Annotated in this window: 23 protein-coding genes, 1 other RNA gene and 1 pseudogene; 10 read left to right on the forward strand and 15 right to left on the reverse strand. The window is 49.3% G+C overall.

Features of this window, described 5'->3' with window-relative positions:
• Positions 1–108: 108 nt before the first annotated feature.
• The 9 genes from cyuA to tdcA all read right to left on the reverse strand — a co-directional run bounded on the left by cyuA (position 109) and on the right by tdcA (position 11,833).
• Positions 109–1,419, reverse strand: coding sequence for a cysteine desulfidase (gene cyuA, locus ACJHW7_RS13325; protein WP_021557240.1), 1,311 nt, complete (start codon positions 1,417–1,419; stop codon positions 109–111).
• A 27-nt stretch (positions 1,420–1,446) separates the two neighbouring features.
• The gene (locus ACJHW7_RS13330; RefSeq protein ID WP_000401598.1) at positions 1,447–2,778 is read right to left on the reverse strand and encodes an amino acid permease; all 1,332 of its coding nucleotides are present in this window, start codon (positions 2,776–2,778) and stop codon (positions 1,447–1,449) included.
• Between the two features lie 274 nt (positions 2,779–3,052).
• Complete coding sequence (gene tdcG, locus ACJHW7_RS13335) at positions 3,053–4,417, reverse strand: L-serine ammonia-lyase (protein WP_000622105.1); 1,365 nt, start codon at positions 4,415–4,417, stop codon at positions 3,053–3,055.
• Positions 4,418–4,488: 71 nt separating this feature from the next.
• Positions 4,489–4,878 (reverse strand): enamine/imine deaminase, encoded by a 390-nt coding sequence (locus ACJHW7_RS13340; RefSeq protein ID WP_000719990.1) that lies wholly within the window; start codon positions 4,876–4,878, stop codon positions 4,489–4,491.
• A 13-nt stretch (positions 4,879–4,891) separates the two neighbouring features.
• On the reverse strand, positions 4,892–7,186 hold the full coding sequence (tdcE, locus tag ACJHW7_RS13345) for a 2-ketobutyrate formate-lyase/pyruvate formate-lyase (protein WP_000861750.1): 2,295 nt from the start codon (positions 7,184–7,186) through the stop codon (positions 4,892–4,894).
• Positions 7,187–7,219: 33 nt separating this feature from the next.
• Positions 7,220–8,428 (reverse strand): propionate kinase, encoded by a 1,209-nt coding sequence (tdcD, locus tag ACJHW7_RS13350; RefSeq protein WP_001358708.1) that lies wholly within the window; start codon positions 8,426–8,428, stop codon positions 7,220–7,222.
• 25 nt (positions 8,429–8,453) lie between these two features.
• Positions 8,454–9,785, reverse strand: a complete 1,332-nt coding sequence (tdcC, locus tag ACJHW7_RS13355) for a threonine/serine transporter TdcC (RefSeq protein ID WP_000107721.1) — start codon at positions 9,783–9,785, stop codon at positions 8,454–8,456.
• A gap of 21 nt (positions 9,786–9,806) precedes the next feature.
• Positions 9,807–10,796, reverse strand: a complete 990-nt coding sequence (tdcB, locus tag ACJHW7_RS13360) for a bifunctional threonine ammonia-lyase/L-serine ammonia-lyase TdcB (RefSeq protein ID WP_000548347.1) — start codon at positions 10,794–10,796, stop codon at positions 9,807–9,809.
• A 98-nt stretch (positions 10,797–10,894) separates the two neighbouring features.
• Entirely contained in the window at positions 10,895–11,833 is a 939-nt protein-coding gene (tdcA, locus tag ACJHW7_RS13365) for a transcriptional regulator TdcA (RefSeq protein WP_000104211.1), read from the reverse strand.
• Between the two features lie 314 nt (positions 11,834–12,147).
• Between tdcA and tdcR the strand changes: the two genes are divergently transcribed.
• The 3 genes and pseudogenes from tdcR (at position 12,148) to ACJHW7_RS13380 (ending at position 14,371) form a co-directional block, all read left to right on the forward strand.
• Positions 12,148–12,366, forward strand: a complete 219-nt coding sequence (gene tdcR / locus ACJHW7_RS13370) for a transcriptional activator TdcR (protein ID WP_000033206.1) — start codon at positions 12,148–12,150, stop codon at positions 12,364–12,366.
• 255 nt (positions 12,367–12,621) lie between these two features.
• Positions 12,622–13,161, forward strand: coding sequence for a protein YhaB (yhaB, locus tag ACJHW7_RS13375; protein ID WP_000675745.1), 540 nt, complete (start codon positions 12,622–12,624; stop codon positions 13,159–13,161).
• 21 nt (positions 13,162–13,182) lie between these two features.
• Positions 13,183–14,371, forward strand: a pseudogene (locus ACJHW7_RS13380) (YhaC family protein).
• Between the two features lie 226 nt (positions 14,372–14,597).
• On the opposite strand, the gene rnpB reads toward ACJHW7_RS13380, so the two are convergent.
• From rnpB to garP, 5 genes are all read right to left on the reverse strand, one after another.
• An RNA gene (gene rnpB, locus ACJHW7_RS13385) (RNase P RNA component class A) lies at positions 14,598–14,974 on the reverse strand.
• Between the two features lie 32 nt (positions 14,975–15,006).
• The gene (garK, locus tag ACJHW7_RS13390; RefSeq protein ID WP_001301934.1) at positions 15,007–16,152 is read right to left on the reverse strand and encodes a glycerate 2-kinase; all 1,146 of its coding nucleotides are present in this window, start codon (positions 16,150–16,152) and stop codon (positions 15,007–15,009) included.
• Between the two features lie 96 nt (positions 16,153–16,248).
• Positions 16,249–17,139: a 2-hydroxy-3-oxopropionate reductase gene (gene garR, locus ACJHW7_RS13395; protein WP_001303675.1), complete on the reverse strand. Its 891-nt coding sequence runs from the start codon at positions 17,137–17,139 to the stop codon at positions 16,249–16,251.
• A gap of 29 nt (positions 17,140–17,168) precedes the next feature.
• Positions 17,169–17,939 carry a 2-dehydro-3-deoxyglucarate aldolase gene (garL, locus tag ACJHW7_RS13400; RefSeq protein ID WP_001058227.1) on the reverse strand — a complete coding sequence of 257 codons (771 nt, stop codon included), beginning with the start codon at positions 17,937–17,939 and terminating at the stop codon, positions 17,169–17,171.
• 15 nt (positions 17,940–17,954) lie between these two features.
• Positions 17,955–19,289, reverse strand: a complete 1,335-nt coding sequence (gene garP, locus ACJHW7_RS13405) for a galactarate/glucarate/glycerate transporter GarP (RefSeq protein ID WP_000599633.1) — start codon at positions 19,287–19,289, stop codon at positions 17,955–17,957.
• A 374-nt stretch (positions 19,290–19,663) separates the two neighbouring features.
• Between garP and garD the strand changes: the two genes are divergently transcribed.
• The 3 genes from garD to yhaV all read left to right on the forward strand — a co-directional run bounded on the left by garD (position 19,664) and on the right by yhaV (position 22,183).
• The gene (gene garD / locus ACJHW7_RS13410) at positions 19,664–21,235 is read left to right on the forward strand and encodes a galactarate dehydratase (protein ID WP_001273763.1); all 1,572 of its coding nucleotides are present in this window, start codon (positions 19,664–19,666) and stop codon (positions 21,233–21,235) included.
• A gap of 148 nt (positions 21,236–21,383) precedes the next feature.
• Entirely contained in the window at positions 21,384–21,719 is a 336-nt protein-coding gene (gene prlF / locus ACJHW7_RS13415; RefSeq protein ID WP_001307405.1) for a type II toxin-antitoxin system antitoxin PrlF, read from the forward strand.
• Positions 21,719–22,183, forward strand: a complete 465-nt coding sequence (yhaV, locus tag ACJHW7_RS13420; RefSeq protein ID WP_000347278.1) for a type II toxin-antitoxin system ribonuclease toxin YhaV — start codon at positions 21,719–21,721, stop codon at positions 22,181–22,183. The genes prlF and yhaV overlap by 1 nt, the downstream gene beginning before the upstream one ends.
• A gap of 54 nt (positions 22,184–22,237) precedes the next feature.
• On the opposite strand, the gene agaR is transcribed toward yhaV, so the two are convergent.
• Entirely contained in the window at positions 22,238–23,047 is an 810-nt protein-coding gene (agaR, locus tag ACJHW7_RS13425; RefSeq protein WP_000072174.1) for an aga operon transcriptional regulator AgaR, read from the reverse strand.
• A 248-nt stretch (positions 23,048–23,295) separates the two neighbouring features.
• Between agaR and kbaZ the strand changes: the two genes are divergently transcribed.
• Genes kbaZ through agaE form a run of 4 tightly spaced genes read left to right on the forward strand, consistent with a single transcriptional unit; the run spans position 23,296 to position 26,730 of the window.
• Positions 23,296–24,576 carry a tagatose-bisphosphate aldolase subunit KbaZ gene (gene kbaZ, locus ACJHW7_RS13430; protein ID WP_021557243.1) on the forward strand — a complete coding sequence of 427 codons (1,281 nt, stop codon included), beginning with the start codon at positions 23,296–23,298 and terminating at the stop codon, positions 24,574–24,576.
• A 22-nt stretch (positions 24,577–24,598) separates the two neighbouring features.
• Positions 24,599–25,072, forward strand: a complete 474-nt coding sequence (agaV, locus tag ACJHW7_RS13435) for a PTS N-acetylgalactosamine transporter subunit IIB (RefSeq protein ID WP_001295547.1) — start codon at positions 24,599–24,601, stop codon at positions 25,070–25,072.
• Positions 25,073–25,082: 10 nt separating this feature from the next.
• Positions 25,083–25,862: a PTS N-acetylgalactosamine transporter subunit IIC gene (gene agaW / locus ACJHW7_RS13440; protein ID WP_000406214.1), complete on the forward strand. Its 780-nt coding sequence runs from the start codon at positions 25,083–25,085 to the stop codon at positions 25,860–25,862.
• Entirely contained in the window at positions 25,852–26,730 is an 879-nt protein-coding gene (gene agaE / locus ACJHW7_RS13445; RefSeq protein WP_021557244.1) for a PTS N-acetylgalactosamine transporter subunit IID, read from the forward strand. Before agaW ends, agaE begins: the two co-directional genes overlap by 11 nt.
• Positions 26,731–26,740: the final 10 nt, after the last annotated feature.

The raw sequence follows: 26,740 nt of genomic DNA on the forward strand, positions 1-26,740 counted from the left end.
ACGCCTTATCCGGCCTACAAAACACAACAACATCAACAAATTGCGCACCCCGTAGGCCGGACAAGATGCGCCAGCATCGCATCCGGCACGCTCCCCAAAACCTGGCGTTTATCTGGCCTTGCTCGCCATAATCTCGATAATCTGCCGATCCGTTTGCTGCATCGAATGGCTTGCTAATGCACACAGGTTGGCAATCGACTGCTCAACATCATGCGCCACGATCCCTTCATTGCCGGTCACGGCGGTATCATCCAGCGCCATTAACACCGCTTTCCACGCAGCCGAAGCACTGGTCGAAACCTTCATCGCGCAGCTGTTCGACGCACCATCGCAAATCATGCCGCTGACATCGCCGATCATACTGCTGATCGCCATCGAGATGGTTTCATAACGCCCATCCACCAGCCATGCCATCCCGGCGGCGGCCCCCATTGCTGCGGTCGTTGCGGCACACAGCGCAGACAAACGCGGTAACTGGTTATGGATGTAAATCGCGCTCAAATGCGAAAGCATCAGCGCACGCGCCAACCTTTCATCATCGGCCCCGAAGTGTTCTGCTACCACCACCACGGGCATTGTTGCGGTGATCCCCTGGTTACCCGAGCCGGAGTTACTCATTGCCGGAAGCGTGGCGCCGCCCATACGCGCATCGGATGCCGCGCTGGTACGAATCACAATGGATGAAGAGAGATCTTTCGCCAGCAAACCGCGCGCGCACTGTTTTTCCAGCGTCGCACCAATATGCAGCCCCCAGTTACCACTCAAACCTTCCTGCGATAACGCGCAATTTAGCTTCGCGGAATCGAGAATAAAGCGGATCGCCGCAAACGGGACTTCATTGACGAACTTCAGGATCTCAGCCAGCGTCGTTCTGGAAAGCACCGTCAGCGGAGACTCTTGCTCGCCCTCTACCACACACGCCTGCTGGGTAAACACCACACCATCGTGCGTCTCAATATGCACAATGTTGGTATGCCCGCCGACGATGGTGACACACGCCCACTTCTCACCGTTCCAGACTTTGGCGCGTGAGAAGAGGATTTCATTGCAAGGTTCCTGGATCTTAACGGAGACTTTCCCCGCCGCCAGCAGTGCTTTGGCATCGGCAATTGCCTGCGCAGTTGCGTCTTTCAGCACTTCCAGCCCGGCGTTGGCATTTCCACCTAACGCCCCCAGCGCCGCCGCAATCGGCAGCCCCACCATTCCCGTGCCGGGAACGGTGACGCCCAGACCGTTCTTCATCAGATTTGGCGAAACCCAGGCTTCTACACGTTCAACCGGACCTTCCAGTTCTGCCGCAGCAACCGCCGCCGCCAGCGCCAGTGAAATCGGTTCAGTACATCCCAGCGCCGGTTTTACTTCCTCCTGAACGGCGAGGATGTAACGCTGCCATAACGGATTTAAAGTCGAATCAAACATATTAAAAACCTTAAAATTTCAGGTAAATCAAGAAAATGCCAGGAACGGAGAAACACAAAGCAACAAACCAGTGACGATAATCAGGTACAGAGACATCCCTTTGTATTTGTGCAATGCCGGTACTTTGTAAACCAGCCACGCCGGGATCAGGCACCCTACCATGCCGAAAATCGGGCTACAGATAGAGGTGAAGCTCAACACCGGTGCGTTCAGTACGATGGCGCTCCAGGCCAGCAAAATGGCGAAAATCATGATGCCGCGCTGAACAAGATTTTCGTTAATCTTCTCGGCAGGCATCTTGCGACGCAGGATGTTCATTACGATCCCTTGCGTTGCTTCGCGAAAGCCTAAATAGACGCCAAAGAATGCAGTCATGACAGCAAAGATATTGAGAATGACGCTGACCACTTTCACCCACGCTGCGCCGTCACCGCTAATAAACTGTGCGGCAATCGCCAGCGCGGAAATATTCTGCTCGTAGGCTTTTACCGCTTCGTCATGTCCCATCGCCAGCGTGAACGACACGGCGTAGAAAAAGACGGTGACAAACAAAATGCCAAACGCGATATTCATTGCCCGCAATGCTTTATGCCGCGCCACTTCAATTGATTTTTCCCGCGAGCGATAAGAGATCACCATCGGGCTTAACGTCTGGATAAACAGAATCGACGTCAGGGTAAACGGCAGCGTAATAATGGCGTTTTTCACCAGCAGCCCCAGCGGCGGTAGCGAACCGACGTTATACAGATGCCACATTCCCACCATCGACACGCCCAGCGCCGCGACCACCAGCAGCTTGGTCAGCACCATGCCGGTCGAAATTTTGAATAACAATTTCTCGCCGCGTGAGGAGATCGCCACCAGAATGCAAATCAGTACCAGACCATAAAAGGGACTGTCTGACAGCAACCCTTCCGTCACGCCGAAGGTATGCAGGTAGGAAGCACTATCGTTGGTGATGGCGGTGGAATAGACGAACATCCAAATCACCAGCATTACGAAATAGAGCGCACCTAACAGGATGCCCCAGTTTTTACCTAAATAACCGCTAATGACACTCGGGTAATCTTTACATTCTGGTGATTCTGCCAGCGTATTAATAAACAACCGCTGAAACAGATACATTGCCGGGTAACCAATCACCGATGAGAGCAAAAATACCCACAATCCCATCAAACCGACCTGCACCGGGAGAAAAACAATCCCCGCGCCAATCGCCATCCCGATACTCATAATCACCCAGCCGGTGTCAGTACTGTCGAATTTGATCGCTTCTCGCCACTCGCTCTCACTCATTCCAGCACGACCCGCCGGGGTCGAAGCGTCTGCAATGACGCCTTTATTCGATGCAATTTCCATAATTTCTCGCTCAATATTTTGTAGGGCTTATTATTTTTTTCCGAGCCGCATCAAGGCGATATGCGGTCTACGTTTTTGCAGGCGAGTTATTAGAATAAAGAAATGATACGCGCGAGGTCAGAGAAAATCTTCACAATCAAGACTTTGAAATAACGGAGATGGATAAGAATTTTCTACTAAATTAATCGCAAGAGAATATTCATTCTCTATTTGCGGCAGATCACAAAAAAAAGGTGCACATTTGTGCACCCAAGGATGAAAGCTGACAGCAATGTCAGCCGCAGACCACTTTAATGGCCAGTCCTCCGCGTGATGTTTCGCGGTATTTATCGTTCATATCTTTGCCGGTTTCATACATCGTCTCGATCACTTTATCGAGTGAAACACGCGGTGCCGAGGTGCGGCGCATCGCCATCCGCGCGGCGTTTACTGCTTTCACGGCATTAATGGCATTACGTTCAATGCACGGGATTTGTACCTGTCCGGCAACCGGATCGCAGGTCAGTCCAAGGTTATGCTCCATCGCGATTTCCGCCGCATTGCATACCTGCGCCGGACTGCCGCCCAGTAGTTCAGTTAACCCTGCCGCCGCCATTGAACAGGCCACGCCAATCTCCCCCTGACAGCCGACCTCCGCGCCAGAGATGGAGGCGTTCATTTTATACAGCGCGCCAATAGCCCCGGCTGCAAGAAAATAGCGGGCAATTGACCGCTCGTTTACCGGACGACGGAACTTATCGTAATAAGCCAGCACTGCCGGAATAATGCCGCACGCACCGTTAGTCGGTGCCGTTACCACGCGCCCGCCAGCTGCGTTTTCTTCACTAACCGCCAGCGCGTACATGTTGATCCAGTCGATGACATTCATCGGATCGTTAGAGATGTTATCGCTGGAAACCAGTTGACGACGCAGCGCTACGGCACGGCGCGGCACATTGAGCGGACCAGGCAGCACGCCTTCAGTGTTCATCCCGCGTTCAATACCGTCATGCATCACTTGCCAGATACGGGCAAAACCGGCGTCAATTTCCGCTTTACTGCGCAGCGCTAGCTCGTTGTGCATCATCAGGCCAGAAATAGACAGGCCGTTGTAATCACACATTTTCAGCAGTTCACCTGCTGAGTGGAAATCGTAAGGTACGGACGTTTCGACATCGTGCGACAGGCCGAAGTGTTCTTCTTCGACAATAAACCCGCCGCCGACAGAGTAATAGGTTTTACTTAATAGCTCTTCCTGTGCCTTCCAGGCAGTGATCCGCATTCCGTTCTCATGGCGAGGCAACATTTCGGGATGGAAGATAATGTTCTTTGCTACAGGAAAATCAACAATATGCGCACCAGATGCCACTGGCAGCCGCCCGCTGCGCGTTACTAACTCTATAAATGCAGGGATCTCATCAATGACAACATCCTGCGGACTGTTTCCTGCCAGTCCCATGATGATGGCGACATCCGTGGCATGGCCTTTGCCCGTCAGTGACAACGACCCGTACAGATCGACCACAATATGGCTAGTCGCGGTTAATAAGCCGCTACTTTCCAGCCGATCAATAAAACTTTTTCCGGCATTCATTGGCCCCACGGTATGCGAACTGGAGGGACCAATCCCAATTTTGAAAATATCGAATGCACTAATCATATCCACACCCTCGGATTGCCGTTCAGTGAAGTGGAGCGGAACGACCTTACGACCGTCCCGCTCACGAGGCTTTACGCACTACGTACTGCGATAGCTTCAATTTCCAGCTTCACATCTTTCGGCAAACGCGCGACCTGTACACAGCTCCGGGTCGGGTAGGTCGCCTGATGCTCATCGAAGAACTGCTTATAGACTTCGTTGATGGTGGCAAAATCATTCAGATCGGTGATGAACACGGTCATCTTGATGATATCGCCCACGCTCAGCCCGGCAGCAACCACGATCGCTTTGACGTTTTCGAGGCTTAAACGCGCCTGATCTTGCACATCAGCCGGGATCTCACCGGTCTGTGGGCAAACCGGAATTTGACCGGAGGTGAAGACCATGCTGCCTAAATCAACGCCTTGAACATAAGGGCCGATTGCGCCTGGGGCACGTTGCGTTTCGATAATCTTTTTCATACATCCTCCGGCGTCAGAGCGCCTGGGTAAAGGTACGTGAAATAACATCCTGCTGCTGTTCACGGGTCAGTGCGTTGAAGCGCACGGCGTAGCCAGAGACACGGATTGTCAGGTTAGGATATTTTTCCGGGTGCTCGATGGCATCCAGCAGCATTTCCCGATTCATTACGTTGACGTTGAGGTGTTGACCGCCTTCGACATCCGCTTCGTGGTGGAAATACCCATCCAGCAGGCCGACAAGGTTGGTTTTACGTACTGGATCTTCTTTGCCCAGCGCCGCAGGGACGATTGAGAAGGTGTACGAGATCCCGTCTTTAGCGTAGGTGAACGGCAGTTTCGCCACCGACGTCAATGAGGCCACGGCACCTTTGCGGTCACGACCATGCATCGGGTTAGCGCCCGGCGCGAACGGTGTTCCGGCGCGACGACCGTCCGGCGTATTACCGGTTTTCTGGCCGTACACCACGTTAGAAGTGATAGTCAGAATCGACTGGGTAGGGACGGCGTTGCGATAGGTTGGCAGCGCTTTAATTTTCTTCATAAAACGTTCAACCAGGTCGCAGGCAATGCTGTCTACGCGCTCGTCGTTGTTGCCGTACTGCGGATATTCACCGTCGATTTCAAAGTCCACCGCCAGGCCGTTTTCGTCACGGATTGGTTTCACGCGGGCATATTTGATCGCAGACAGGGAGTCCGTTGCCACCGACAGGCCCGCGATGCCGCACGCCATGGTGCGATAGACATCACGATCGTGCAGCGCCATCAGCGAAGCTTCGTAGCTGTACTTGTCGTGCATGTAGTGAATGATATTCAGCGCGCTGATGTACTGCACCGCCAGCCAGTCCATGAAGTGATCGAGGCTGTCCATCACTTTGTCGTAATCCAGCACATCGTCCATCAACGGTGCTGTTTTCGGCCCGACCTGAATCTTCAGCTTCTCGTCCACCCCGCCGTTAATTGCGTAGAGCAGCGTTTTCGCCAGGTTAGCGCGTGCACCAAAGAACTGCATTTGCTTACCAATCACCATTGGGCTGACGCAGCAGGCAATCGCGTAATCGTCGCTGTTGAAGTCAGTACGCATCAGATCGTCGTTTTCATATTGCAAGGAAGAGGTGACGATCGACACCTGCGCGGCATATTTTTTGAAGGCAATCGGTAATTCTTCCGACCAAAGAATGGTCAGGTTAGGTTCCGGTGCAGGCCCCATAGTGTGCAGGGTGTGCAAATAGCGGAAGGAGTTTTTGGTCACCAGCGTACGACCGTCCAGCCCCATCCCGCCGATCACTTCCGTCGCCCAGATTGGGTCGCCGGAGAACAGCGAATCAAATTCCGGTGTACGCAGGAAGCGCACCATACGGATCTTCATGATGAAGTGATCGATCAGTTCCTGTGCCTGCTGCTCATTGAGTACGCCAGCTTTAAAGTCGCGCTCAATGTAGATATCCAGGAACGATGCCGTGCGACCCAGCGACATCGCGCCGCCGTTCTGTGATTTCACTGCCGCCAGATAAGCGAAGTAGAGCCACTGCACCGCTTCCTGCGCATTCTGCGCCGGGCGAGAGATATCAAAGCCATATTTCGCCGCCATTTCCTGAATCTGCAACAGCGCATGACGATGCTCTGCCAGCTCCTCACGCAGACGGATGGTGGCTTCCAGATCCTCGCCTTTTTCCAGACGAGACTGGAGATCGGCAAATTGCAGTTCGCGTTCACGCACCAGATAACGAATGCCATACAGCGCTACGCGGCGATAGTCACCGATAATGCGCCCACGTCCATAACCATCTGGTAAACCGGTCAGTACGCCAGATTTACGGCAGCGCAGCATATCCGGTGAGTAAACATCAAATACGCCCTGGTTATGGGTTTTACGCAGATCGGTAAACAGATATTCAAATTCACTGTCCATTTCACGGCCATAGGCGTGGAATGAACTTTTAATCATATTAATGCCACCGAACGGGTGTAGCGCACGTTTCAACGGCGCATCCGTTTGCAGGCCAACAATTTTTTCCAGCGGCTGGTTAATATATCCCGCATCATGAGCGGTAATTGTGGTGGCAATATTGGTATCGAAATCAACCGGCGCGTGGGTTGCGTTTTCGATACGGATGCCTTCCATCACCTTTTCCCACAATTCCGTGGTGGCAGGCGTCGCTTCGGCGAGAAAAGATTCATCACCTTCATACGGTGTATAGTTATGTTGAATAAAATCGCGGACATTAATTTCGCTTTTCCAGTCCGTACCTTTAAAGCCAAGCCATGCGTCGGCGTACAGCTTATCGCTGGTATCAATATCTACCTTCATGAAAAATAATCTCTCTACAATACTTCAACTAAATTATGCAAATTCTGCGGGCGCGTTAACTTTGCCTAAATGAATGGCATCCAAAGCAATCATTTTTTCTTCGTTAGTCGGAATAACGGCGCAAATGACACGCGCATTTTCACTGGAAACAATTCGCTCGCCAAAAGAGTTAGATCGATTATTCATTTCTGTATCAATCTCTACGCCTAATACAGCCAAATGTTCCATGACCAGACGACGAATTAAACTTGAATTCTCTCCTATTCCGCCGGTGAATATAATTCCATCCAGGCGACGTAATGAAGCTGCGTGTCCGGCAATATGACGGGCAATTCGGTGAACAAAGGTTTTAATTGCCAGCTGCGCGCGTTCGTGACCTTCATGCCAGGCTTTTTCCAGAACACGTAAATCCGAAGAAAGACCGGAAATACCTAATAATCCCGACTCTTTATTCACTACGCGTTCCAGGTCACCCAGGCTCTGGTTGGTTTGGCTGGCGACCCAGGACATCGCACCAAAGTCGACATCGCCACTGCGGGTACCCATCATCAAGCCTTCCAGCGGCGTCATTCCCATTGAGGTATCAACACTCTGACCGTTGCGAACCGCGCAGATTGACGCGCCATTGCCAAGATGCGCCACAACCAGGCCGGAGTCATCTTCCGCCAGATTCAGCAGCGAATGTGCGCGCTGGGAAACATAGCGGTGCGACGTGCCGTGGAAACCATAACGGCGTACACCTAACTCTTCATAATATTTCCACGGCAGGCCGTATAAATAAGCTTCCGGAGCCATCGTCTGGTGGAAACTGGTATCAAATACCGCCACCTGAGTTACGCCCGGAAATAATTGCTGCGCCGATTCAATACCACTTAAATTGGCGTAATTATGCAGGGGTGCCAGTGGAGAAACGCGACGGATATTATCAATGACTTCATCGGTAATAATGGCGGACTCGGTAAAAATACTGCCGCCGTGAGCGATGCGGTGGCCAATTAAGGCCACGCTGTCATTTAAATTCCGTTTTTCCAGTTCAAATGCAATTGCCTTCAATGCACCTTCGTAGCTGTGGTGAGCCAGCGGTGCTGGCTCTCCCCCATTTACGGATAAGAATGCATTTTCCGAGTTAATACCGTCGGCAATACCTGACATTAATACTTCACAGTCGCTGGCATCGAGTACGGAAAACTTAATCGAAGACGAACCACAGTTAATAACCAAAACAACCGGAAATTCATTCATCTCTTTTCTCATCCTGAGTTACGGATTAAAACAGTTTGTATACGATGTTCAGGATGGTCAGCAGACCAATCACGGTAACAAACACGTTATCCAGACGACCACGGTATTTCGCCAGAGACGGCGCTTTACGGATGGCATACATCGGCAACAGGCACAGCAGGGATGCGATAATCGGTGCGCCCATGGCTTCAATCAGGTCGAGGATGTTCGGGTTGGCGTAGGCAACAACCCAAGTGGAGCCCATGATGAAGATCATGCTGAGAGTATTCAGTTTACCCAGCGACACTTTGGTTTTGTCACCTTTATAACCGAACTTCAGAATCAGACCATTCAAGCCTTCCAGCGTCCCCAGATAGTGACCGAAGAAAGATTTGAAGATAGCCACGAGTGCGATGATGGAAGCCGCATATTCCAGTGTAATTGCGAACGTTGTTTTCGTACCGGTCATGGACGCAAAGTGGTTAGCCAGATAAGAAAGCACTGGAATATTCTGCGCTTTGGCTTCCGCCATGTTGGCCGGAGACAGCGTAAACAGGCAGCTAAAGGCAAAGAACATCACCACTGCAACCATCAGCATGCTGGCACGAGAAATGATTTGGGAACATTTACGTTCGGTGAAGTCGCGACCGAAGTCTTTCTCATACTCTTCACGTTTAGAAACCACGAAGGAAGAGACGATTGGCGAGAAGTTAAAGGAGAAAACCATGATGGAAATCCCCAGCCAGACAGTGATCAGGATACCGTCATGACCGGTTAACGACAGCGAACCGAGGTCAACCTGGTCGATAACTGCAGAGTTCCAGTAAGGGATCAGCGACAAAGAAATCAGCACCAGGCTGGCGATAAACGGCCATACCAGGTAGCTCATCACTTTAACCATCAGATCCTTACCAAACCAGATGACGAAAGCCATCAGCAGCAACAGGAACAGCGCCACAAAGCCGCGATTCAGCGGTGCAAAGCCGAGCTGGTTTTCCCAGAACGTCATAAAGGTATTGGTAATAGTAACGCCATAAATCCACAGCAGTGGGCAAATCGCGAAGAAGTACAGGAACGTGATAACCACGCCGCCAGTTTTACCAAAATGCTCTTCCACCGTTTCCGTAATGTTGCCGGAAGGATTAGAGCCAGAAAGACACAGACGCGCCAGCGCCCGGTGGCAATAAAACGCGATGGGGTATGCCAATACCAACATCAGAAGAATCGGGATCAGTCCGCCAAAACCTGCGCGGATAGGGAAGAACAGCACCCCGGCGCCGATTGCCGTACCAAACAAGCCTAACGTCCATGTGGTATCTGATTTACGCCAGGACGATTGTTTTGTCTGGCTGGATACAATGCTATCTGAAGTACTCATATCCTATCCTCAACGAATTAATTAAGCGTCAACGAAACCGGTGATTTGAGAGACGCGAGAAAGATCGATATTGCCGCCGGAAATAATACTGACGGTTTTTCTGTTTTGAATATATTGGTCTAATTTACCGCTTAATAATGCAGCACATGCCAGAGCGCCTGCGCCTTCGGTGACGACTTTATTGCGCTGAATTAAGGCAATCATACTGTTTCTGATTTCGTCTTCGCTGACCAGCACGATGTCATCGACTAATTCACGAACGATTTCGTAAGTTAAATTACCCGGGCGGGAGACATCACAACCATCCGCCAGGGTGCCGGTAGTTCGGTGCGTGGTTATTTCTCCGGAGTGGAAAGAAGCCGCCATGCCGTGAACGTTTTCAGACTGTACGCCAATAACACGAATGGTCGGGTTAATAGATTTAATTGCCACCGCAATACCAGCAATTAAACCGCCACCACCAATTGGCACAATCACGTTATCGACATCATAGAGATCTTCCATAATTTCCAGACCAATCGTTCCCTGGCCAGCAATCACTTTCGGATCATCGTAAGGTGGGATAAAAATACGGCCTTCCATTTCGACAATTTCGCTCACTTTAGCGATAGTGTCGTTGAAGTTATCACCATGCAGAACGACTTCTGCGGAGTAGTCGCACGTTGCCGCTACTTTGGATTTTGGCGCGCCTTTTGGCATCACCACTTTACCGTCGATACCCAGCATCGCGCAGGAGAGCGAAACCCCTTGCGCATGGTTGCCCGCAGAACAGGCCACCACGCCTTTGCGTTTTTCCGCATCAGTCAGTGAACTTAATTTATTAAATGCGCCACGAATTTTAAATGAACCCGTACGCTGCATATTTTCAAACTTCAGGAATATTTCACCTTTGCAACGTTCACTAAAATAGTTGGAGCGAGGCATGCCTGTTTTATAAATTCGCCCAGCCAGTCGTTGTTTCGCTTCAATAATGTCATCAATAGCAACCGGCAGATCGTATGTAATATGCATTATAAAACCTCTTCGCCTGAATTAAATATGTAGGTAACCGTAACCGACACCTGCAAGACAGACAGGTGGATTATTTATGTTTAAATAAAAACAAATAACTAACCAACTTCTATTAATTGCCTTCGTCTACACCCATTATAAGATGAATACTCTTTGGCTAATTCCACCAAAACCGATGCTGCTTTTTTAATACGATAATTTTTCGACCATACCGCGGCATATTGTGCCACAGGTAATGTTTCTTCAACCGGAATAGTAATAAATTGATTAGAACCAAAAGGTGACGTCATATCACAAGGAATTACAGTTAAGAAATCAGCATTGAGAACAAGATTATAAATTGTCACGACTGAGTCGGTTTTAACGATGTTTTCAATACTGATGCCATTTCTTTGTAACGTAGTAAGCAGTTCGCTGTAGTACCCCATATTAGTTTGTGGCAACACCCACTGTTCGTTCTTCAACGACTCCAGCGTGGTGGTGCCGGTGCATGTTCGGGACTTACTGGCTACCAGCACAAACTCGGACTCGAACAGCGGCTCAACATGTAAATCCTGAAGCTTCATTTCTGCGCTTAACGTACCAATCGCAAAATCCAGTCGACCGTCGCGGATTGCCGGTAAGAACGAAGACAGTTGCGCTTCATACATAGAAACCTGCGCTTTTGGGAACACCTCTTTGAACTTATTGATCATCCCTGACATAAAAGTAAAACCAATCAATGAAGGAAAACCAAATGAGACTTCCACCACCGCCTCAGAAGACATACCGCTTATCTCATTAACCATATTTTTCATTTCACGGGTAATGGATTCGGAACGAGAGAGTAACAATTGACCGGCAGGTGTTAATGTTACTCCGGTATTTTTCCGCACCACTAATTCCACACCAAAATAATCTTCAATATCGTTAATGATTTTACTGACGGCCGGTTGAGTTAACCCTAATTCTTTTGCAGCCGAGCCGATAGAACCACTTCTAATGACTTCCTGAAAGACTACCAGGTGCTGCGTTTTCGGAAGAAGAATAGTGCTCATAACGACCTACGTTAATTACCTCATTGACGGCATGAAGTGTATCAAAATGAAATGAACAGGATATGTGCGACCACTCACAAATTAACTTTCAATACTTTCCATGGTATCGTCATGTCAATTAAATGCCTTTAAATATCAATAAGTTAAAGTATAAAAATCAGCATAAACCCTGATTTTTGTCAAAAAAAATGACGGGGATAACCATATTTTATGGCGATAACATCATTCGTTATGTGGTTAATACAAAAAAGGGGCTGAGACCATATTTCAAGCAATTACCGGATAATTACCAGGCAAAATTTGAGTTAAATTTAATGAGCAAGTTCTCAAATTTTATTATAAATAAACCATTTTCAGCGATAAATAATGCGGCACGTCACATTTTTTCACGCTATTTGTTGGAGAACAAACATTTATTTTATCAATATTTTAAAATTTCGAATACAGGTATTGATCATCTCGAACAATTGATTAACGTCAACTTTTTCTCTTCTGACAGGACGTCATTTTGTGAATGCAATCGTTTTCCATAAATTCTTCTCCCTTCATAGGCGACGAATAGCATTTTGTGTTGAGGATCACAAAACGAATAATTGCTGATCGCCGCGATAAGGTCAGACAAAGACAACAAGGGAAATTTTCACAGAGCTTTTGATCGGCGTAGGCCACAGAATGTTGCTTCGTTTACTGTAACGCCGGGTAAATGAGCGTTTTTTGATAGTGCGAAAGAACCCTGCGAGGAAAATAAGCATCTATTATTGTTTGTCATGATGACAAGGCAGGCATCAATGAAAGGCTTCCCAATTGCACATATTTTTCACCCTTCAATCCCACCAATGCACGCAGTGGTTAACAATCACAATAGAAATATTGATTATTGGACGGTAAAAAGAAAGTTTGCAGAAATTGTCTCCACCAATGACGTTAATAAAATATACAGTATAAGTAATGAACTGCGGAGAGTATTATCTGCAATTACTGCATTGAATTTCTATCAAGGCGATGTTCCTTCTGTCATGATCCGAATCCAACCGGAAAATATGAGTCCATTCATCATAGATATTTCTACAGGAGAACATGATGATTATATCATACAAACATTAGATGTAGGCACTTTTGCACCTTTTGGCGAACAATGTACTTGCTCAGCCGTCAATAAAAAAGAGCTGGAATGTATTAAGGAGACGATTTCTAAGTATTGTGCAAAATTCACCCGAAAAGAAGCCATCTTAACACCTCTTGTGCACTTTAATAAAACCAGCATTACTTCAGATTGTTGGCAAATTCTCTTTTTTTCACCCGATCATTTTAATAATGATTTTTATTGATTATTTATAAAGGATAAAATAATGTTCCCTGTTTCATCAATTGGTAATGATATTAGTAGTGATTTAGTCCGTCGAAAAATGAATGACCTTCCTGAAAGCCCCATAGTTAATAACCTCGAAGCACTAGCACCAGGTATAGAAAAACTAAAACAGACCTCTATTGAAATGGTCACTTTACTTAACGCGTTACAACCAGGTGGGAAATGTGTTATCACTGGTGATTTTCAAAAAGAATTAGCGTACTTACAAAATGTAATTCTTTATAATGATTCGTCTCTTCGTATGGATTTTTTTGGTTATAACGCCCGAATTATTCAACGATCAGACAATACCTGCGAACTTACAATTAATGAACCGTTAAAAAACCAGGAAATATCCACAGGCAATATCAATGTTAATTGTCCATTGAAAGATATTTACAATGAAATCAGGAGGTTAAACGTAGTTTTTAGTTGTGGAACTGGAGGTGTAGTTGATCTATCCTCTCTGGACTTACGGAATGTCGATTTAGAACTTTATGATTTTACAGATAAACATATGGCCAATGCAATTTTAAATCCTTTTAAATTGGATGACACAGATTTTACTAATGCCAACATGTTTCAGGTAAATTTCGTTAGTTCAAAACAAAACACCACAATCTCCTGGGATTATTTACTAAAAATAACGCCTGTTCTAACAAGCATTAGCGATATGTATTCTGAAGAAAAAATTAAGCTTGTCGAAAGTTGTTTAAATGAGCTTGGAGATATTACCGAAGAACAATTAAAAATCATGAGATTTGCAATTATAAAACCTATACCAAGAGCAACTCTTACAGATAAATTAGAAAATGAATTAACAAAAGAAATATATAAAAGCTCATCGAAAATCAATAATTTCTTGAACAGAATTAAATTACCAGAGATGATAGATTTCTCATCAGAAAAAAATACATGATTATATCGACATAATCATTGAAGATTATGAAAATATCAAAGAAAATGCTTATCTGGTCATTCCCCAAATTAATTATACTATGGATTTAAACATAGAAGACTCTAGCTCAGAAGAGTTACTTTCAGATAACACCCTCGAGAAAGACGAAAATTCTCCGGACAATGGTTTTGAGGTCGGGGAATATAACACATATGAAGCATATAACTCAGAGAACCAATATTTTACCAGAGAGGACTATACGTATAATTACGACCTTTTAAATGCAATATAGACTTAATAACTTCTTACAAAGTCTATTATTAATACCGTAGATATTTATTCATCTTACCCTGTGCACCAAAAGCAAAAACCCGCCAGTTTACGCTGGCGGGTTTTCGTTAAATCAGGTAAAACTGACCGATAAGCCGCTTTCTTTTGGGTATAGTGTCGTGGACAGTCATTCATCTTTCTGCCCCTCCAAAAGCAAAAACCCGCCGAAGCGGGTTTTTACGTAAATCAGGTGAAACTGACCGATAAGCCGGGTTCTGTCGTGGACAGTCATTCATCTAGGCCAGCAATCGCTCACTGGCTCAAGCAGCCTACCCGGGTTCAGTACGGGCCGTACCTTATGAACCCCTATTTGGCCTTGCTCCGGGTGGAGTTTACCGTGCCACGGACTGTTACCAGCCGCGCGGTGCGCTCTTACCGCACCCTTTCACCCTTACCTGATCCCGCTTGCGCGGGCCATCGGCGGTTTGCTCTCTGTTGCACTGGTCGTGGGTTTCCCCCCCAGGCGTTACCTGGCACCCTGCCCTATGGAGCCCGGACTTTCCTCCCCTCCGCCCGTCTCCCCCGAAGAGGACGACGACGAAGCGGCGACTGTCTGGTCAGCTTCGGCGCGCAGTATAGAGGGTTTGCGCGCCCTTGTCACCCCGCGTTGCGCATTCCAATCGCCAGTGTCGCGGCGATATTACGTGAAGCACGGCAGATATTGTCATAAGCCCCGCGGAATGCTTCGTCCAACGTACCAATGCTGGTCAGTACGCTGAAGACCGCATCAATACCATGCTGATGTACAACGCCAACATCATCGGTCAGGCTACCCGCAATGCCAATCACCGGTTTATGGTACTTCTTCGCCACGTTTGCGACGCCAATCGGTACCTTGCCGTGAATACTCTGGCTGTCAATACGCCCTTCACCGGTGATCACCAGCGTACAATCGTGAATATGTTCCTCCAGATTCAGCGCCGTAGTGACGATTTCAATACCACTTTTCAGTTCCGCACCAAGAAACGCCATCAGCGCCGCTCCCATACCGCCAGCAGCTCCTGCGCCGGGGACATCTTTCACATCAACATGCAGCGCTTTTTTAATGACCTCGGCATAGTGAGAGAGGTTATTGTCCAGCTCAACAATCATCGCTTCACTGGCTCCCTTTTGTGGGCCAAAGATGCGCGATGCGCCGTTATCGCCCACCAGCGGATTGGTGACATCACAAGCGACGCGAATGACGCAATCTTTTAAGCGCGGATCGAGGCCGGAAATATCAATATCATTCAGAGTATTAAGACTACCGCCGCCAAAACCAATTTCATTGCCGTTGGCGTCGCATAATTTCGCCCCCAGCGCCTGTACCATGCCTGCGCCGCCATCATTTGTAGCGCTGCCGCCAATGCCGATAATAATGTTTGTCGCGCCGCTCTCCAGCGCCTGCAGGATTAACTCGCCTGTGCCGCGTGAAGTGGTCACGAGTGGATCGCGTTTTTCCGCAGGTACCAGCTCCAGCCCACTGGCCGCCGCCATTTCAATAAACGCGGTTTTGCCATCGCCGGAGATCCCCCAACTGGCATTCACTTTCTCGCCCAGCGGCCCTGTAACCCAGGCGTGACGTTCGGAACCCTGGGTGGCTGCAATCATCGCTTCCACCGTTCCTTCGCCACCGTCGGCAACAGGAACAGAAACGTACTGTGCATCAGGAAAAATTTCCCGAAATCCTTTTTCTATCGCCTGCGCAACCTCGCTGGCAGATAAACTTTCTTTATAAGAGTCTGGGGCGATTACGATTTTCATACCTATGCCTGTTACCACATGACGCCGGAGGGCGTTTCTCTTATTCGGCCTGGATTCCAGGCCCGGATTGCAATACGCCATCCGGGCACGACGTCATTAACGAGTAACTTCGACTTTCGCCAGTTTTTCGTAGTAGCACGCCAGGGCGCTATGATCCGCCGTTCCTAAACCATCTGCACGCAGTGCCTGCATCATCTCCATAACCGCAGCTGTGAGCGGCAGTTGTGCGCCGACGCCGTGAGAAGTATCCAGCGCATTCGCCAGATCCTTAATATGCAGATCAATACGGAAGCCCGGTTTGAAGTTGCGGTCCATCACCATCGGCGCTTTGGCATCCAGCACGGTACTGCCCGCCAGCCCACCACGAATTGCCTGATAAACCAGGTCCGGGTTAACGCCCGCTTTAGTTGCCAGCGTTAACGCTTCTGACATCGCAGCAATATTCAGCGCCACAATGACCTGATTTGCCAGTTTGGTGACGTTACCTGCACCGATTTCCCCGGTATGCACCACGGAACCCGCCATCGCTTTCATCAAATCATAGTATTTGTCGAAAATAGCCTTGTCGCCGCCCACCATCACTGACAGCGTACCGTCGATGGCTTTCGGTTCACCGCCGCTCACCGGAGCATCCAGCATATCAATGCCTTTCGCTTTCAGCGCTTCGCTGATTTCACGGCTTGCCAGCGGTGCGATAGAACTCATATCGATCAATACCGTACCTGGCTTCGCGCCTTCAATAATGCCATTCTCACCCAGCGCCACCTCTTTCACATGAGGGGAGTTTGGCAGCATGGTTATGATGACGTCGCACTGTTCAGCGATCGCTTTAGCCGTAGAAGCTGTTTCTGCACCTGCAGCAATCACGTCAGCAATAGCTTCTGGGTTACGGTCAGCAACCACCAGCGAGTAACCTGCTTTCAGAAGGTTTTTACTCATTGGTTTACCCATAATCCCCAGGCCAATAAAACCAACTTTCATAGTCATATCAATCATCTCTCTTGTTGCGGTGGTGGTTATTTTTTAAAGGTATCAGCCAGTTTCTGAGTGGCAGAGCGGAAGACGCCGAGATCGCTGCCGACAGCCACAAACGTCGCGCCCCATTCCAGATAACGACGCGCATCGGCTTCGACCGGCGCGAGGATACCGCTGGGTTTGCCGTGCGCGCTGGCACGGTTAAAAATGTGCTGAATTGCTTTTTGTACATCCGGGTGTGATGCATTGCCGAGATGGCCTAATGCCGCGGCCAGATCGCTGGGGCCGACGAAGATGCCGTCTACGCCTTCGGTAGCGGCAATAGCATCGACGTTATCTACGCCCTGCTGACTTTCTATCTGGACCAGAATAGTGATGTTCTTGTTCGACTGAGCGAAATAATCCGCCACGGTGCCAAACATATTGGCGCGGTGAGAAACGGAGACGCCGCGAATGCCTTCTGGCGGATAACGCGTCGATGCCACCGCCTGCTCTGCTTCCTCTTTTGTTTCTACAAAAGGAATCAGGAAGTTATAGAAACCGATATCCAGAAGACGCTTAATAATTACCGGCTCGTTGGTCGGCACTCGTACTACTGGCGCGCTGGCGCTGCCTTTCAGGGCCATTAACTGCGGAATAAACGTGGAGATATCGTTTGGCGCATGTTCGCCATCCAGCACCAGCCAGTCAAACCCAGCCAAACCAAGAACTTCAGTGCTAATCGGGTTAGAGAGTGCTGACCAGCAACCAATTTGTACCTGTTTCGCAGCCAGTGCGGCTTTGAATTTATTCGGGAAAACATCGTTATTCATCGCTTATACCTTTGCTTATTTCTGCAATTCCATACGTTTAATGTCGCCAACTACGAAGAGGTAGCAGACCATCGCCATCAGCGCTGAACATCCCACGAAAACCAGTGCTGCATTGAAGGAGTGCAGTTCACTTACCAGGTAGCCAATCACCAGTGGAGTGACAATGGAGGCAACATTGCCAAAGACGTTAAAGACGCCGCCGCAGAGGCCAACAATCTCTTTCGGCGCGGTGTCAGAAATCACCGGCCAGCCCAGCGCACCAAATCCTTTGCCAAAGAAAGCCAGCGCCATCAGCATGACCACCAGCGTGGTGTTGTTGGTGTAGTTACATAAGATGATGGTGGAAGCCAGCAACATTCCCAGCACAATCGGTAGCTTACGTGCCAGGGTCAGGGATAAACCGCGTTTGATCAGATAATCCGAGAAGACACCTCCCAGCACGCCGCCCGCAAAACCACACAGTGCTGGAATCGAGGCGACCAGACCCACTTTCAGAATCGACATACCTTTTTCCTGCACCAGATAAATCGGGAACCAGGTGAGGAAGAACCAGGTGATGGTGTTGATAAAATATTGTCCGAAAAATACGCCAAGCATCATGCGGTTAGAGAGCAATTGCTTGATGTAATGCAGTTTGGGTCCGCTTGCTGCCGCACTGCCCGGCTTTTTGTGGTCCATATCGACCACCGCGCCATTTTCAGAGATAAACTTCAGCTCTTCCGCAGACATACGTGGGTGATCTGTCGGGTTATGAATCAACTTTATCCACAGCGCCGTCAGCACAAAACCAATCCCCCCCATAACGGTAAAGACGTGCTCCCAGCCCCAGGCGAAAGTCAGCCAGCCAAGCAGCGGCGAAAAGAGCGCCAGCGAGAAATATTGCGCCGAGTTAAAGATGGCGGAGGCAGTACCACGTTCTTTCGTCGGGAACCAGGCGGCGACAATACGGGCGTTCGCCGGGAATGATGGCGCTTCCGAAAACCCCAGCATAAAGCGCATAAAGAACATGGAGATCCCTGCCCAGGCCAGCGGGAACATATCAACAAAGCCTTGCAGGAAGGTGAATAGCGACCAGAAAAAGAGGCTATAGGTGTAAACTTTTTTCGAGCCAAACTTATCAAGCAGCCAGCCGCCGGGGATTTGCATCAGCAAGTAGGCCCAGCCAAAAGCAGAAAAGATGTAACCCATCGAAACCGCACTTAACTGCAACTCTTTTGCCACTTCGGTACCAGCAATAGACAGCGTTGCACGATCGGCGTAGTTAACGGCGGTAACAATAAAAATAATCAGTAATATTAAATATCGGGTATGCACGCCTTTCTTTTTTTCGTCAACGGTGTCCAGAATCATTTTATTTACCTCGGGTACTTATGCTGATTTTTATTATTATGGGGAAGGTGTTATTTATGAGTTTCATTTATGCCGTAACGACAATGAACTCGGGAATTAGTATAAGCAGCGCGAGAATAATAATCATTGTGCAAATGCTAATTTAATTAATACTATTTAAATATTATTTTGAGCATATGCACATAAGGTTGCGCGCTAAAGCACAGATTTGCGCTTTACCTTGCCGGGCGGCATTGCAATCCCTGAAATGATTGACATTGATCACATTTCTGCATTTAAACTCCTGACATTCTTATTTCACCCAATGAAGTCATTTATTTTTAAATGAGACCAGGTCCTCATTTTAATAACCCCTGGCTGGAGAATATTGCACAATGGCCAACATCGAAATCAGACAAGAAACGCCAACTGCGTTTTATATAAAAGTTCACGACACAGATAATGTGGCAATTATTGTTAATGATAATGGCCTGAAAGCGGGAACGCGTTTTCCGGATGGGCTGGAATTAATTGAACATATTCCCCAGGGGCATAAAGTCGCATTGCTGGACATTCCGGCTAATGGTGAAATTATTCGTTATGGCGAAGTGATTGGTTACGCCGTGCGTGCAATCCCACGCGGAAGCTGGATCGACGAATCAATGGTTGTACTACCGGAAGCGCCGCCGTTACACACGCTGCCACTGGCAACCAAAGTCCCGGAACCCTTACCGCCGCTGGAAGGATACACCTTTGAGGGCTATCGCAATGCCGATGGCAGCGTGGGCACCAAAAACCTGCTCGGCATCACCACCAGCGTCCACTGTGTGGCAGGCGTGGTGGACTACGTAGTAAAAATCATTGAACGCGATCTGCTGCCGAAATACCCGAACGTCGATGGCGTGGTGGGGCTGAATCATCTGTACGGTTGTGGCGTGGCGATTAACGCTCCGGCGGCAGTTGTACCTATCCGTACCATTCACAATATTTCGCTGAATCCTAACTTTGGCGGCGAAGTAATGGTGATTGGCCTGGGTTGTGAAAAGTTGCAGCCTGAGCGCCTGCTGACTGGAACGGATGATGTGCAAGCTATTCCAGTAGAAAGCGCCAGCATTGTCAGTTTGCAGGATGAAAAGCATGTCGGTTTTCAGTCCATGGTCGAGGATATTTTGCAGGTCGCCGAACGCCATTTACAAAAACTGAATCAACGTCAGCGAGAAACCTGTCCGGCTTCAGAACTGGTTGTCGGCATGCAGTGCGGTGGCAGCGATGCCTTTTCTGGCGTAACGGCAAACCCGGCGGTTGGGTATGCGTCTGATCTACTGGTGCGCTGCGGCGCAACGGTGATGTTCTCAGAAGTCACGGAAGTGCGTGACGCGATCCATCTGCTGACACCACGCGCAGTGAACGAAGAGGTCGGCAAACGGCTGCTGGAGGAGATGGAGTGGTACGATAACTATCTCAATATGGGAAAAACCGACCGCAGCGCCAACCCTTCGCCGGGCAACAAGAAAGGCGGTCTGGCAAATGTAGTGGAGAAAGCGCTCGGCTCCATTGCTAAATCGGGTAAAAGTGCAATTGTTGAAGTGCTGTCGCCCGGTCAACGCCCGACTAAACGCGGATTAATTTACGCCGCGACGCCAGCCAGCGATTTTGTCTGTGGCACGCAACAGGTGGCTTCGGGTATCACCGTGCAAGTGTTTACGACCGGTCGTGGTACGCCGTACGGCCTGATGGCGGTACCCGTCATTAAAATGGCGACCCGCACCGAGCTGGCGAACCGCTGGTTTGATTTAATGGATATTAACGCGGGCACTATCGCCACCGGCGAAGAAACCATTGAAGAGGTGGGCTGGAAGTTGTTCCACTTTATTCTCGACGTCGCCAGCGGGAAGAAGAAAACCTTCTCGGATCAATGGGGACTGCATAACCAGCTGGCGGTGTTTAACCCAGCACCGGTGACCTGATTTCTTTTGGAACGTCCCTCGCAAAACATGGCCTTAGTGCCATGTTTTTATTGTTTAAAGCCCCCACGTCCATTAATAATGCATTTGCATTACCTTAGTTCAAGCTTATAATTTGAGCAGAAAACAGGCTGTAAAAGGACAGTGAATCATGCCCGCTAATGCTCGCTCTCACGCTGTACTGACCACTGAATCAAAGGTCACGATACGCGGACAAACAACTATCCCCGCGCCAGTGCGTGAGGCCTTAAAACTGAAGCCAGGCCAGGACAGCATTCATTACGAAATTCTGCCTGGTGGGCAAGTATTTATGTGCCGACTGGGAGATGAACAGGAGGATCATACTATGAATGCATTTTTGCGTTTTCTGGATGCAGATATCCAGAACAACCCGCAAAAAACTCGTCCATTCAACATTCAACAAGGAAAGAAACTTGTCGCTGGCATGGACGTCAACATTGATGATGAGATTGGCGACGACGAATAATGGATTTTCCACAAAGGGTTAATGGTTGGGCGCTATATACTCATCCCTGTTTTCAGGAAACCTACGACGCTTTAGTTGCCGAAGTCGAGACATTAAAGGGAAAAGATCCTGAAAATTATCAGAGAAAAGCCGCCACAAAGTTATTGGCGGTAGTCCATAAAGTGATTGAGGAGCATATCACGGTCAATCCATCATCACCGGCATTCCGTCATGGCAAGTCGTTAGGCTCTGGGAAAAATAAAGACTGGTCACGGGTAAAATTTGGTGCTGGTCGTTATCGTCTCTTCTTTCGTTATAGTGAAAAAGAGAAAGTCATCATTCTGGGATGGATGAACGATGAAAACACGCTGCGCACCTACGGTAAAAAAACAGATGCCTATACCGTATTCAGCAAAATGTTAAAAAGAGGACATCCTCCTGCCGACTGGGAAACCCTCACCCGAGAGACAGAAGAAACCCATTGATGGTGTTCACAATGCCCGCCGAACGCATTCGTGTTGACCAGCGGGCACCCTTTCTCACTCCCCGACCAGAATCACTTCAACCCCAGCCTTTCGCAGTCCTTCCAGACTATCCGCAGGAATGCCTTCATCAACAATGATCATGTCGATACGTTGAGTATCAATGATCTTATGTAAACTGGAGCGGTTGAACTTACTGGAATCGGTGACTACGATGATCCGTTCCGCAACTTCGCACATCCGGCGGTTTAAACGGGCTTCATCTTCATTATGCGTGCTGACGCCGCGCTCCAGATCAATCGCATCTACACCAAGAAACAGCATATCGAAGTGGTAATTTTGCAGCGATTGCTCAGCCTGATCGCCGTAAAAAGATTGCGACTGACGGCGCAAATGCCCGCCGGTCATCAGCAGCTCAACGCCTTCCGCTTCCAGCAAAGCATTAGCCACGTTCATACCGTTGGTCATCGCAATTACGTCAGTGTGCTTGCGCATCAGACGAGCAATCTCAAAAGTGGTGGTCCCGGAATCGAGGATCACCCGATGACCTGGCTGAATCAACTCAACGGCAGCTTTCGCAACGCTGCGTTTCATTGCGGTGTTCAGCGCGCTTTTATCTTCCACTGATGGCTCGACTGACGGCGTTGTGCTATCGCAGATCAACGCGCCACCATAGGCACGCACAGCGATCCCCTGCTTTTCCAGAAACGCCAGATCGTTGCGGATCGTCACAGTAGATACGCCATACAATGCCGACAGATCGTTAACCTGCACACTCCCTTGCAGTCGCAGACGCTGAATGATCTGTTCTCGTCGCTCGCTGGTGCCTGTCACTCGCTTCTCACCTGAAGCGTCGGTATTACTCATAGTAAGTCCTTTCGTAAAACTTTCGTTTCATTTCGTTTTGCCTATTAACGCCTTTCTATTAAGCAAATGCAAGCCCACCTTGCCCATTGACGCAAGCTACTCTCGTTTCAGTGACTTTCATTATGTTTCTTTTGTGAATCAGATCAGAAAACCATTATCTTTCGTTTTATTTTTATCTCACCATGACGCAGTATCAACTGAAACAAAACGAAAGATTAATATCGCAGTAATCTGAACTGGAGAGGAAAGTGAAACATCTGACAGAAATGGTGAGACAGCACAAAGCGGGCAAAACAAATGGAATTTATGCCGTTTGTTCCGCACATCCGCTGGTGCTGGAGGCTGCAATCCGCTACGCCAGTGCAAACCAAACGCCGTTACTGATTGAAGCAACCTCCAATCAGGTAGACCAGTTCGGCGGTTATACCGGAATGACGCCCGCCGATTTTCGCGGCTTTGTTTGTCAGCTCGCCGACTCGTTGAATTTCCCGCAGGATGCGTTGATTCTGGGTGGTGACCATCTGGGGCCAAACCGCTGGCAAAACCTGCCAGTCGCTCAGGCAATGGCCAATGCCGATGATTTGATTAAAAGCTACGTTGCGGCAGGATTCAAAAAAATCCACCTTGATTGCAGCATGTCCTGTCAGGACGATCCAATTCCCTTAACTGATGACATCGTGGCTGAACGCGCCGCCCGTCTGGCGAAAGTGGCGGAAGAAACCTGTCTTGAACACTTTGGCGAAGCCGATCTGGAGTATGTCATTGGTACCGAAGTGCCGGTACCTGGCGGCGCGCATGAAACCTTAAGCGAGCTGGCGGTCACCACGCCGGATGCCGCCCGCGCCACGCTGGAAGCCCATCGTCACGCCTTTGAAAAGCAAGGTTTGAATGCCATCTGGCCACGCATCATTGCCCTGGTGGTTCAACCCGGCGTCGAATTCGATCACACCAACGTTATTGATTATCAGCCCGCCAAAGCGACCGCCTTAAGCCAGATGGTCGAAAACTACGAAACGCTGATTTTCGAAGCGCACTCTACCGATTATCAAACGCCGCAATCGCTGCGCCAGCTGGTGATTGACCACTTTGCCATTCTGAAAGTTGGCCCAGCGCTGACCTTCGCCCTGCGTGAAGCTCTGTTCTCTCTGGCAGCGATTGAAGAAGAACTGGTGCCAGCAAAAGCCTGTTCTGGTCTGCGTCAGGTGCTGGAAAACGTGATGCTCGACCGCCCGGAATACTGGCAAAGCCACTACCACGGTGACGGCAACGCGCGTCGTCTGGCGCGTGGTTATAGCTACTCGGATCGCGTGCGCTATTACTGGCCGGACAGCCAGATTGATGACGCTTTCGCTCATCTGGTTCGTAATCTGGCGGATTCACCAATTCCGCTGCCGCTGATCAGCCAGTATCTGCCGCTGCAGTACGTGAAAGTTCGCTCCGGCGAGCTGCAGCCAACGCCACGGGAACTCATTATCAACCATATTCAGGACATCCTGGCGCAGTACCACACAGCCTGTGAAGGCCAATAAGCAAAACAAAGAGGAACACGCTATGCCAAATATTGTTTTAAGCCGGATTGATGAACGCTTGATTCACGGTCAGGTCGGCGTTCAGTGGGTCGGATTTGCGGGGGCAAATCTGGTGCTGGTCGCCAACGATGAGGTTGCCGAAGATCCGGTACAACAAAACCTGATGGAAATGGTACTGGCAGAAGGGATCGCCGTACGTTTCTGGACGCTGCAAAAAGTTATCGACAACATTCATCGCGCCGCCGATCGACAGAAAATCCTGCTGGTTTGTAAAACACCCGCCGATTTCCTGACGCTGGTGAAAGGTGGCGTTCCGGTGAATCGCATTAACGTTGGCAATATGCACTACGCCAATGGCAAGCAACAAATCGCCAAAACGGTTTCTGTGGATGCGGGCGATATCGCAGCATTTAACGACCTGAAAGCCGCTGGGGTGGAATGCTTCGTTCAGGGCGTCCCGACAGAGCCTGCTGTGGACCTCTTTAAATTACTTTGAGGGATTCATCATGGAAATCAGTCTGTTGCAGGCATTCGCGTTGGGCATTATCGCCTTTATCGCTGGCCTGGATATGTTTAACGGCTTAACCCATATGCACCGCCCGGTGGTCCTCGGCCCGTTAGTCGGGCTGGTACTTGGCGATCTGCATACCGGTATTTTAACCGGCGGTACGCTGGAACTGGTGTGGATGGGGCTGGCCCCGCTGGCGGGCGCACAGCCGCCTAACGTGATTATCGGTACTATCGTCGGCACGGCGTTTGCCATTACTACTGGCGTGAAACCCGATGTCGCAGTCGGTGTCGCCGTACCTTTCGCTGTCGCAGTACAGATGGGGATTACCTTCCTGTTCTCGGTGATGTCTGGCGTGATGTCTCGCTGCGACCGGATGGCGGAGAACGCCGATACTCGCGGCATTGAACGCGTAAACTATCTGGCACTGCTGGCACTCGGCACTTTCTATTTTCTCTGCGCTTTCCTGCCTATCTACTTCGGCGCGGAACATGCAAAAACCATCATTGATGTCCTGCCGCAACGATTAATCGACGGCCTCGGCGTCGCGGGCGGCATCATGCCAGCAATCGGTTTTGCCGTGCTGCTGAAAATCATGATGAAAAACGTCTACATCCCCTACTTCATCCTGGGCTTTGTTGCCGCAGCCTGGCTCAAGTTACCGGTGCTGGCTATTGCTGCCGCCGCGCTGGCGATGGCGCTGATCGATCTGCTGCGTAAATCTCCTGAACCGACTCAACCTGCGGCACAGAAAGAGGAATTTGAAGATGGCATCTAATCAAACCACCCTGCCGAACATCAGTGAAAACGAAGAAACATTGCTGACTGGCGTCAATGAAAACGTGTATGAAGATCAGAGCATTGGCGCGGAGCTGACGAAAAAAGATATCAATCGCGTCGCCTGGCGTTCCATGCTGTTACAAGCGTCTTTTAACTACGAACGTATGCAGGCTTCCGGCTGGTTGTACGGTCTGCTGCCTGCTCTGAAAAAGATCCACACTAATAAACGCGACCTGGCGCGCGCCATGAAGGGGCATATGGGTTTCTTCAATACCCATCCGTTTCTGGTGACATTTGTTATCGGCATTATCCTTGCGATGGAGCGTTCTAAGCAGGACGTTAACAGTATTCAGAGCACCAAAATTGCCGTCGGTGCGCCGCTCGGCGGGATTGGCGATGCAATGTTCTGGCTAACGCTACTGCCGATTTGTGGCGGGATTGGAGCCAGTCTGGCATTGCAAGGCTCCATTCTTGGCGCAGTCGTCTTTATTGTGCTGTTCAACGTGGTACACCTGGGGCTGCGTTTTGGTCTGGCGCATTATGCTTACCGAATGGGCGTGGCGGCGATTCCACTGATTAAAGCGAATACCAAAAAAGTCGGCCATGCTGCGTCAATCGTTGGGATGACGGTAATCGGCGCGCTGGTGGCAACCTATGTTCGTTTGAGCACCACGCTGGAAATCACGGCGGGCGACGCAGTGGTTAAGTTACAAGCTGATGTTATCGATAAATTGATGCCTGCCTTCTTACCGCTGGTCTACACCCTGACCATGTTTTGGTTGGTACGCCGCGGCTGGAATCCGCTGCGTCTGATTGCAGTTACCGTGGTTCTCGGCATCGTCGGTAAATTCTGCCATTTCCTTTAAATACAATGAG

The sequence above is a fragment of the Escherichia sp. WS1152 genome, assembly GCF_046487665.1.
GTDB classification, from domain to species: Bacteria; Pseudomonadota; Gammaproteobacteria; order Enterobacterales; family Enterobacteriaceae; genus Escherichia; species Escherichia coli.

Excerpts from the sequence above, each read along its gene's own strand:
- garP (WP_000599633.1), bottom strand. The coding sequence starts at position 19,289 with ATGATTCTGGACACCGTTGACGAAAAAAAGAAAGGCGTGCATACCCGA.
- tdcR (WP_000033206.1), top strand. The coding sequence starts at position 12,148 with ATGAGCAAGTTCTCAAATTTTATTATAAATAAACCATTTTCAGCGATA.
- cyuA (WP_021557240.1), bottom strand. The coding sequence starts at position 1,419 with ATGTTTGATTCGACTTTAAATCCGTTATGGCAGCGTTACATCCTCGCC.
- ACJHW7_RS13340 (WP_000719990.1), bottom strand. The coding sequence starts at position 4,878 with ATGAAAAAGATTATCGAAACGCAACGTGCCCCAGGCGCAATCGGCCCT.
- agaE (WP_021557244.1), top strand. The coding sequence starts at position 25,852 with ATGGCATCTAATCAAACCACCCTGCCGAACATCAGTGAAAACGAAGAA.
- yhaV (WP_000347278.1), top strand. The coding sequence starts at position 21,719 with ATGGATTTTCCACAAAGGGTTAATGGTTGGGCGCTATATACTCATCCC.
- tdcB (WP_000548347.1), bottom strand. The coding sequence starts at position 10,796 with ATGCATATTACATACGATCTGCCGGTTGCTATTGATGACATTATTGAA.
- tdcD (WP_001358708.1), bottom strand. The coding sequence starts at position 8,428 with ATGAATGAATTTCCGGTTGTTTTGGTTATTAACTGTGGTTCGTCTTCG.
- agaR (WP_000072174.1), bottom strand. The coding sequence starts at position 23,047 with ATGAGTAATACCGACGCTTCAGGTGAGAAGCGAGTGACAGGCACCAGC.
- tdcA (WP_000104211.1), bottom strand. The coding sequence starts at position 11,833 with ATGAGCACTATTCTTCTTCCGAAAACGCAGCACCTGGTAGTCTTTCAG.
- agaV (WP_001295547.1), top strand. The coding sequence starts at position 24,599 with ATGCCAAATATTGTTTTAAGCCGGATTGATGAACGCTTGATTCACGGT.
- garL (WP_001058227.1), bottom strand. The coding sequence starts at position 17,939 with ATGAATAACGATGTTTTCCCGAATAAATTCAAAGCCGCACTGGCTGCG.
- garK (WP_001301934.1), bottom strand. The coding sequence starts at position 16,152 with ATGAAAATCGTAATCGCCCCAGACTCTTATAAAGAAAGTTTATCTGCC.
- agaW (WP_000406214.1), top strand. The coding sequence starts at position 25,083 with ATGGAAATCAGTCTGTTGCAGGCATTCGCGTTGGGCATTATCGCCTTT.
- yhaB (WP_000675745.1), top strand. The coding sequence starts at position 12,622 with ATGAAAGGCTTCCCAATTGCACATATTTTTCACCCTTCAATCCCACCA.
- ACJHW7_RS13330 (WP_000401598.1), bottom strand. The coding sequence starts at position 2,778 with ATGGAAATTGCATCGAATAAAGGCGTCATTGCAGACGCTTCGACCCCG.
- tdcG (WP_000622105.1), bottom strand. The coding sequence starts at position 4,417 with ATGATTAGTGCATTCGATATTTTCAAAATTGGGATTGGTCCCTCCAGT.
- tdcE (WP_000861750.1), bottom strand. The coding sequence starts at position 7,186 with ATGAAGGTAGATATTGATACCAGCGATAAGCTGTACGCCGACGCATGG.
- prlF (WP_001307405.1), top strand. The coding sequence starts at position 21,384 with ATGCCCGCTAATGCTCGCTCTCACGCTGTACTGACCACTGAATCAAAG.
- garD (WP_001273763.1), top strand. The coding sequence starts at position 19,664 with ATGGCCAACATCGAAATCAGACAAGAAACGCCAACTGCGTTTTATATA.
- garR (WP_001303675.1), bottom strand. The coding sequence starts at position 17,139 with ATGACTATGAAAGTTGGTTTTATTGGCCTGGGGATTATGGGTAAACCA.
- tdcC (WP_000107721.1), bottom strand. The coding sequence starts at position 9,785 with ATGAGTACTTCAGATAGCATTGTATCCAGCCAGACAAAACAATCGTCC.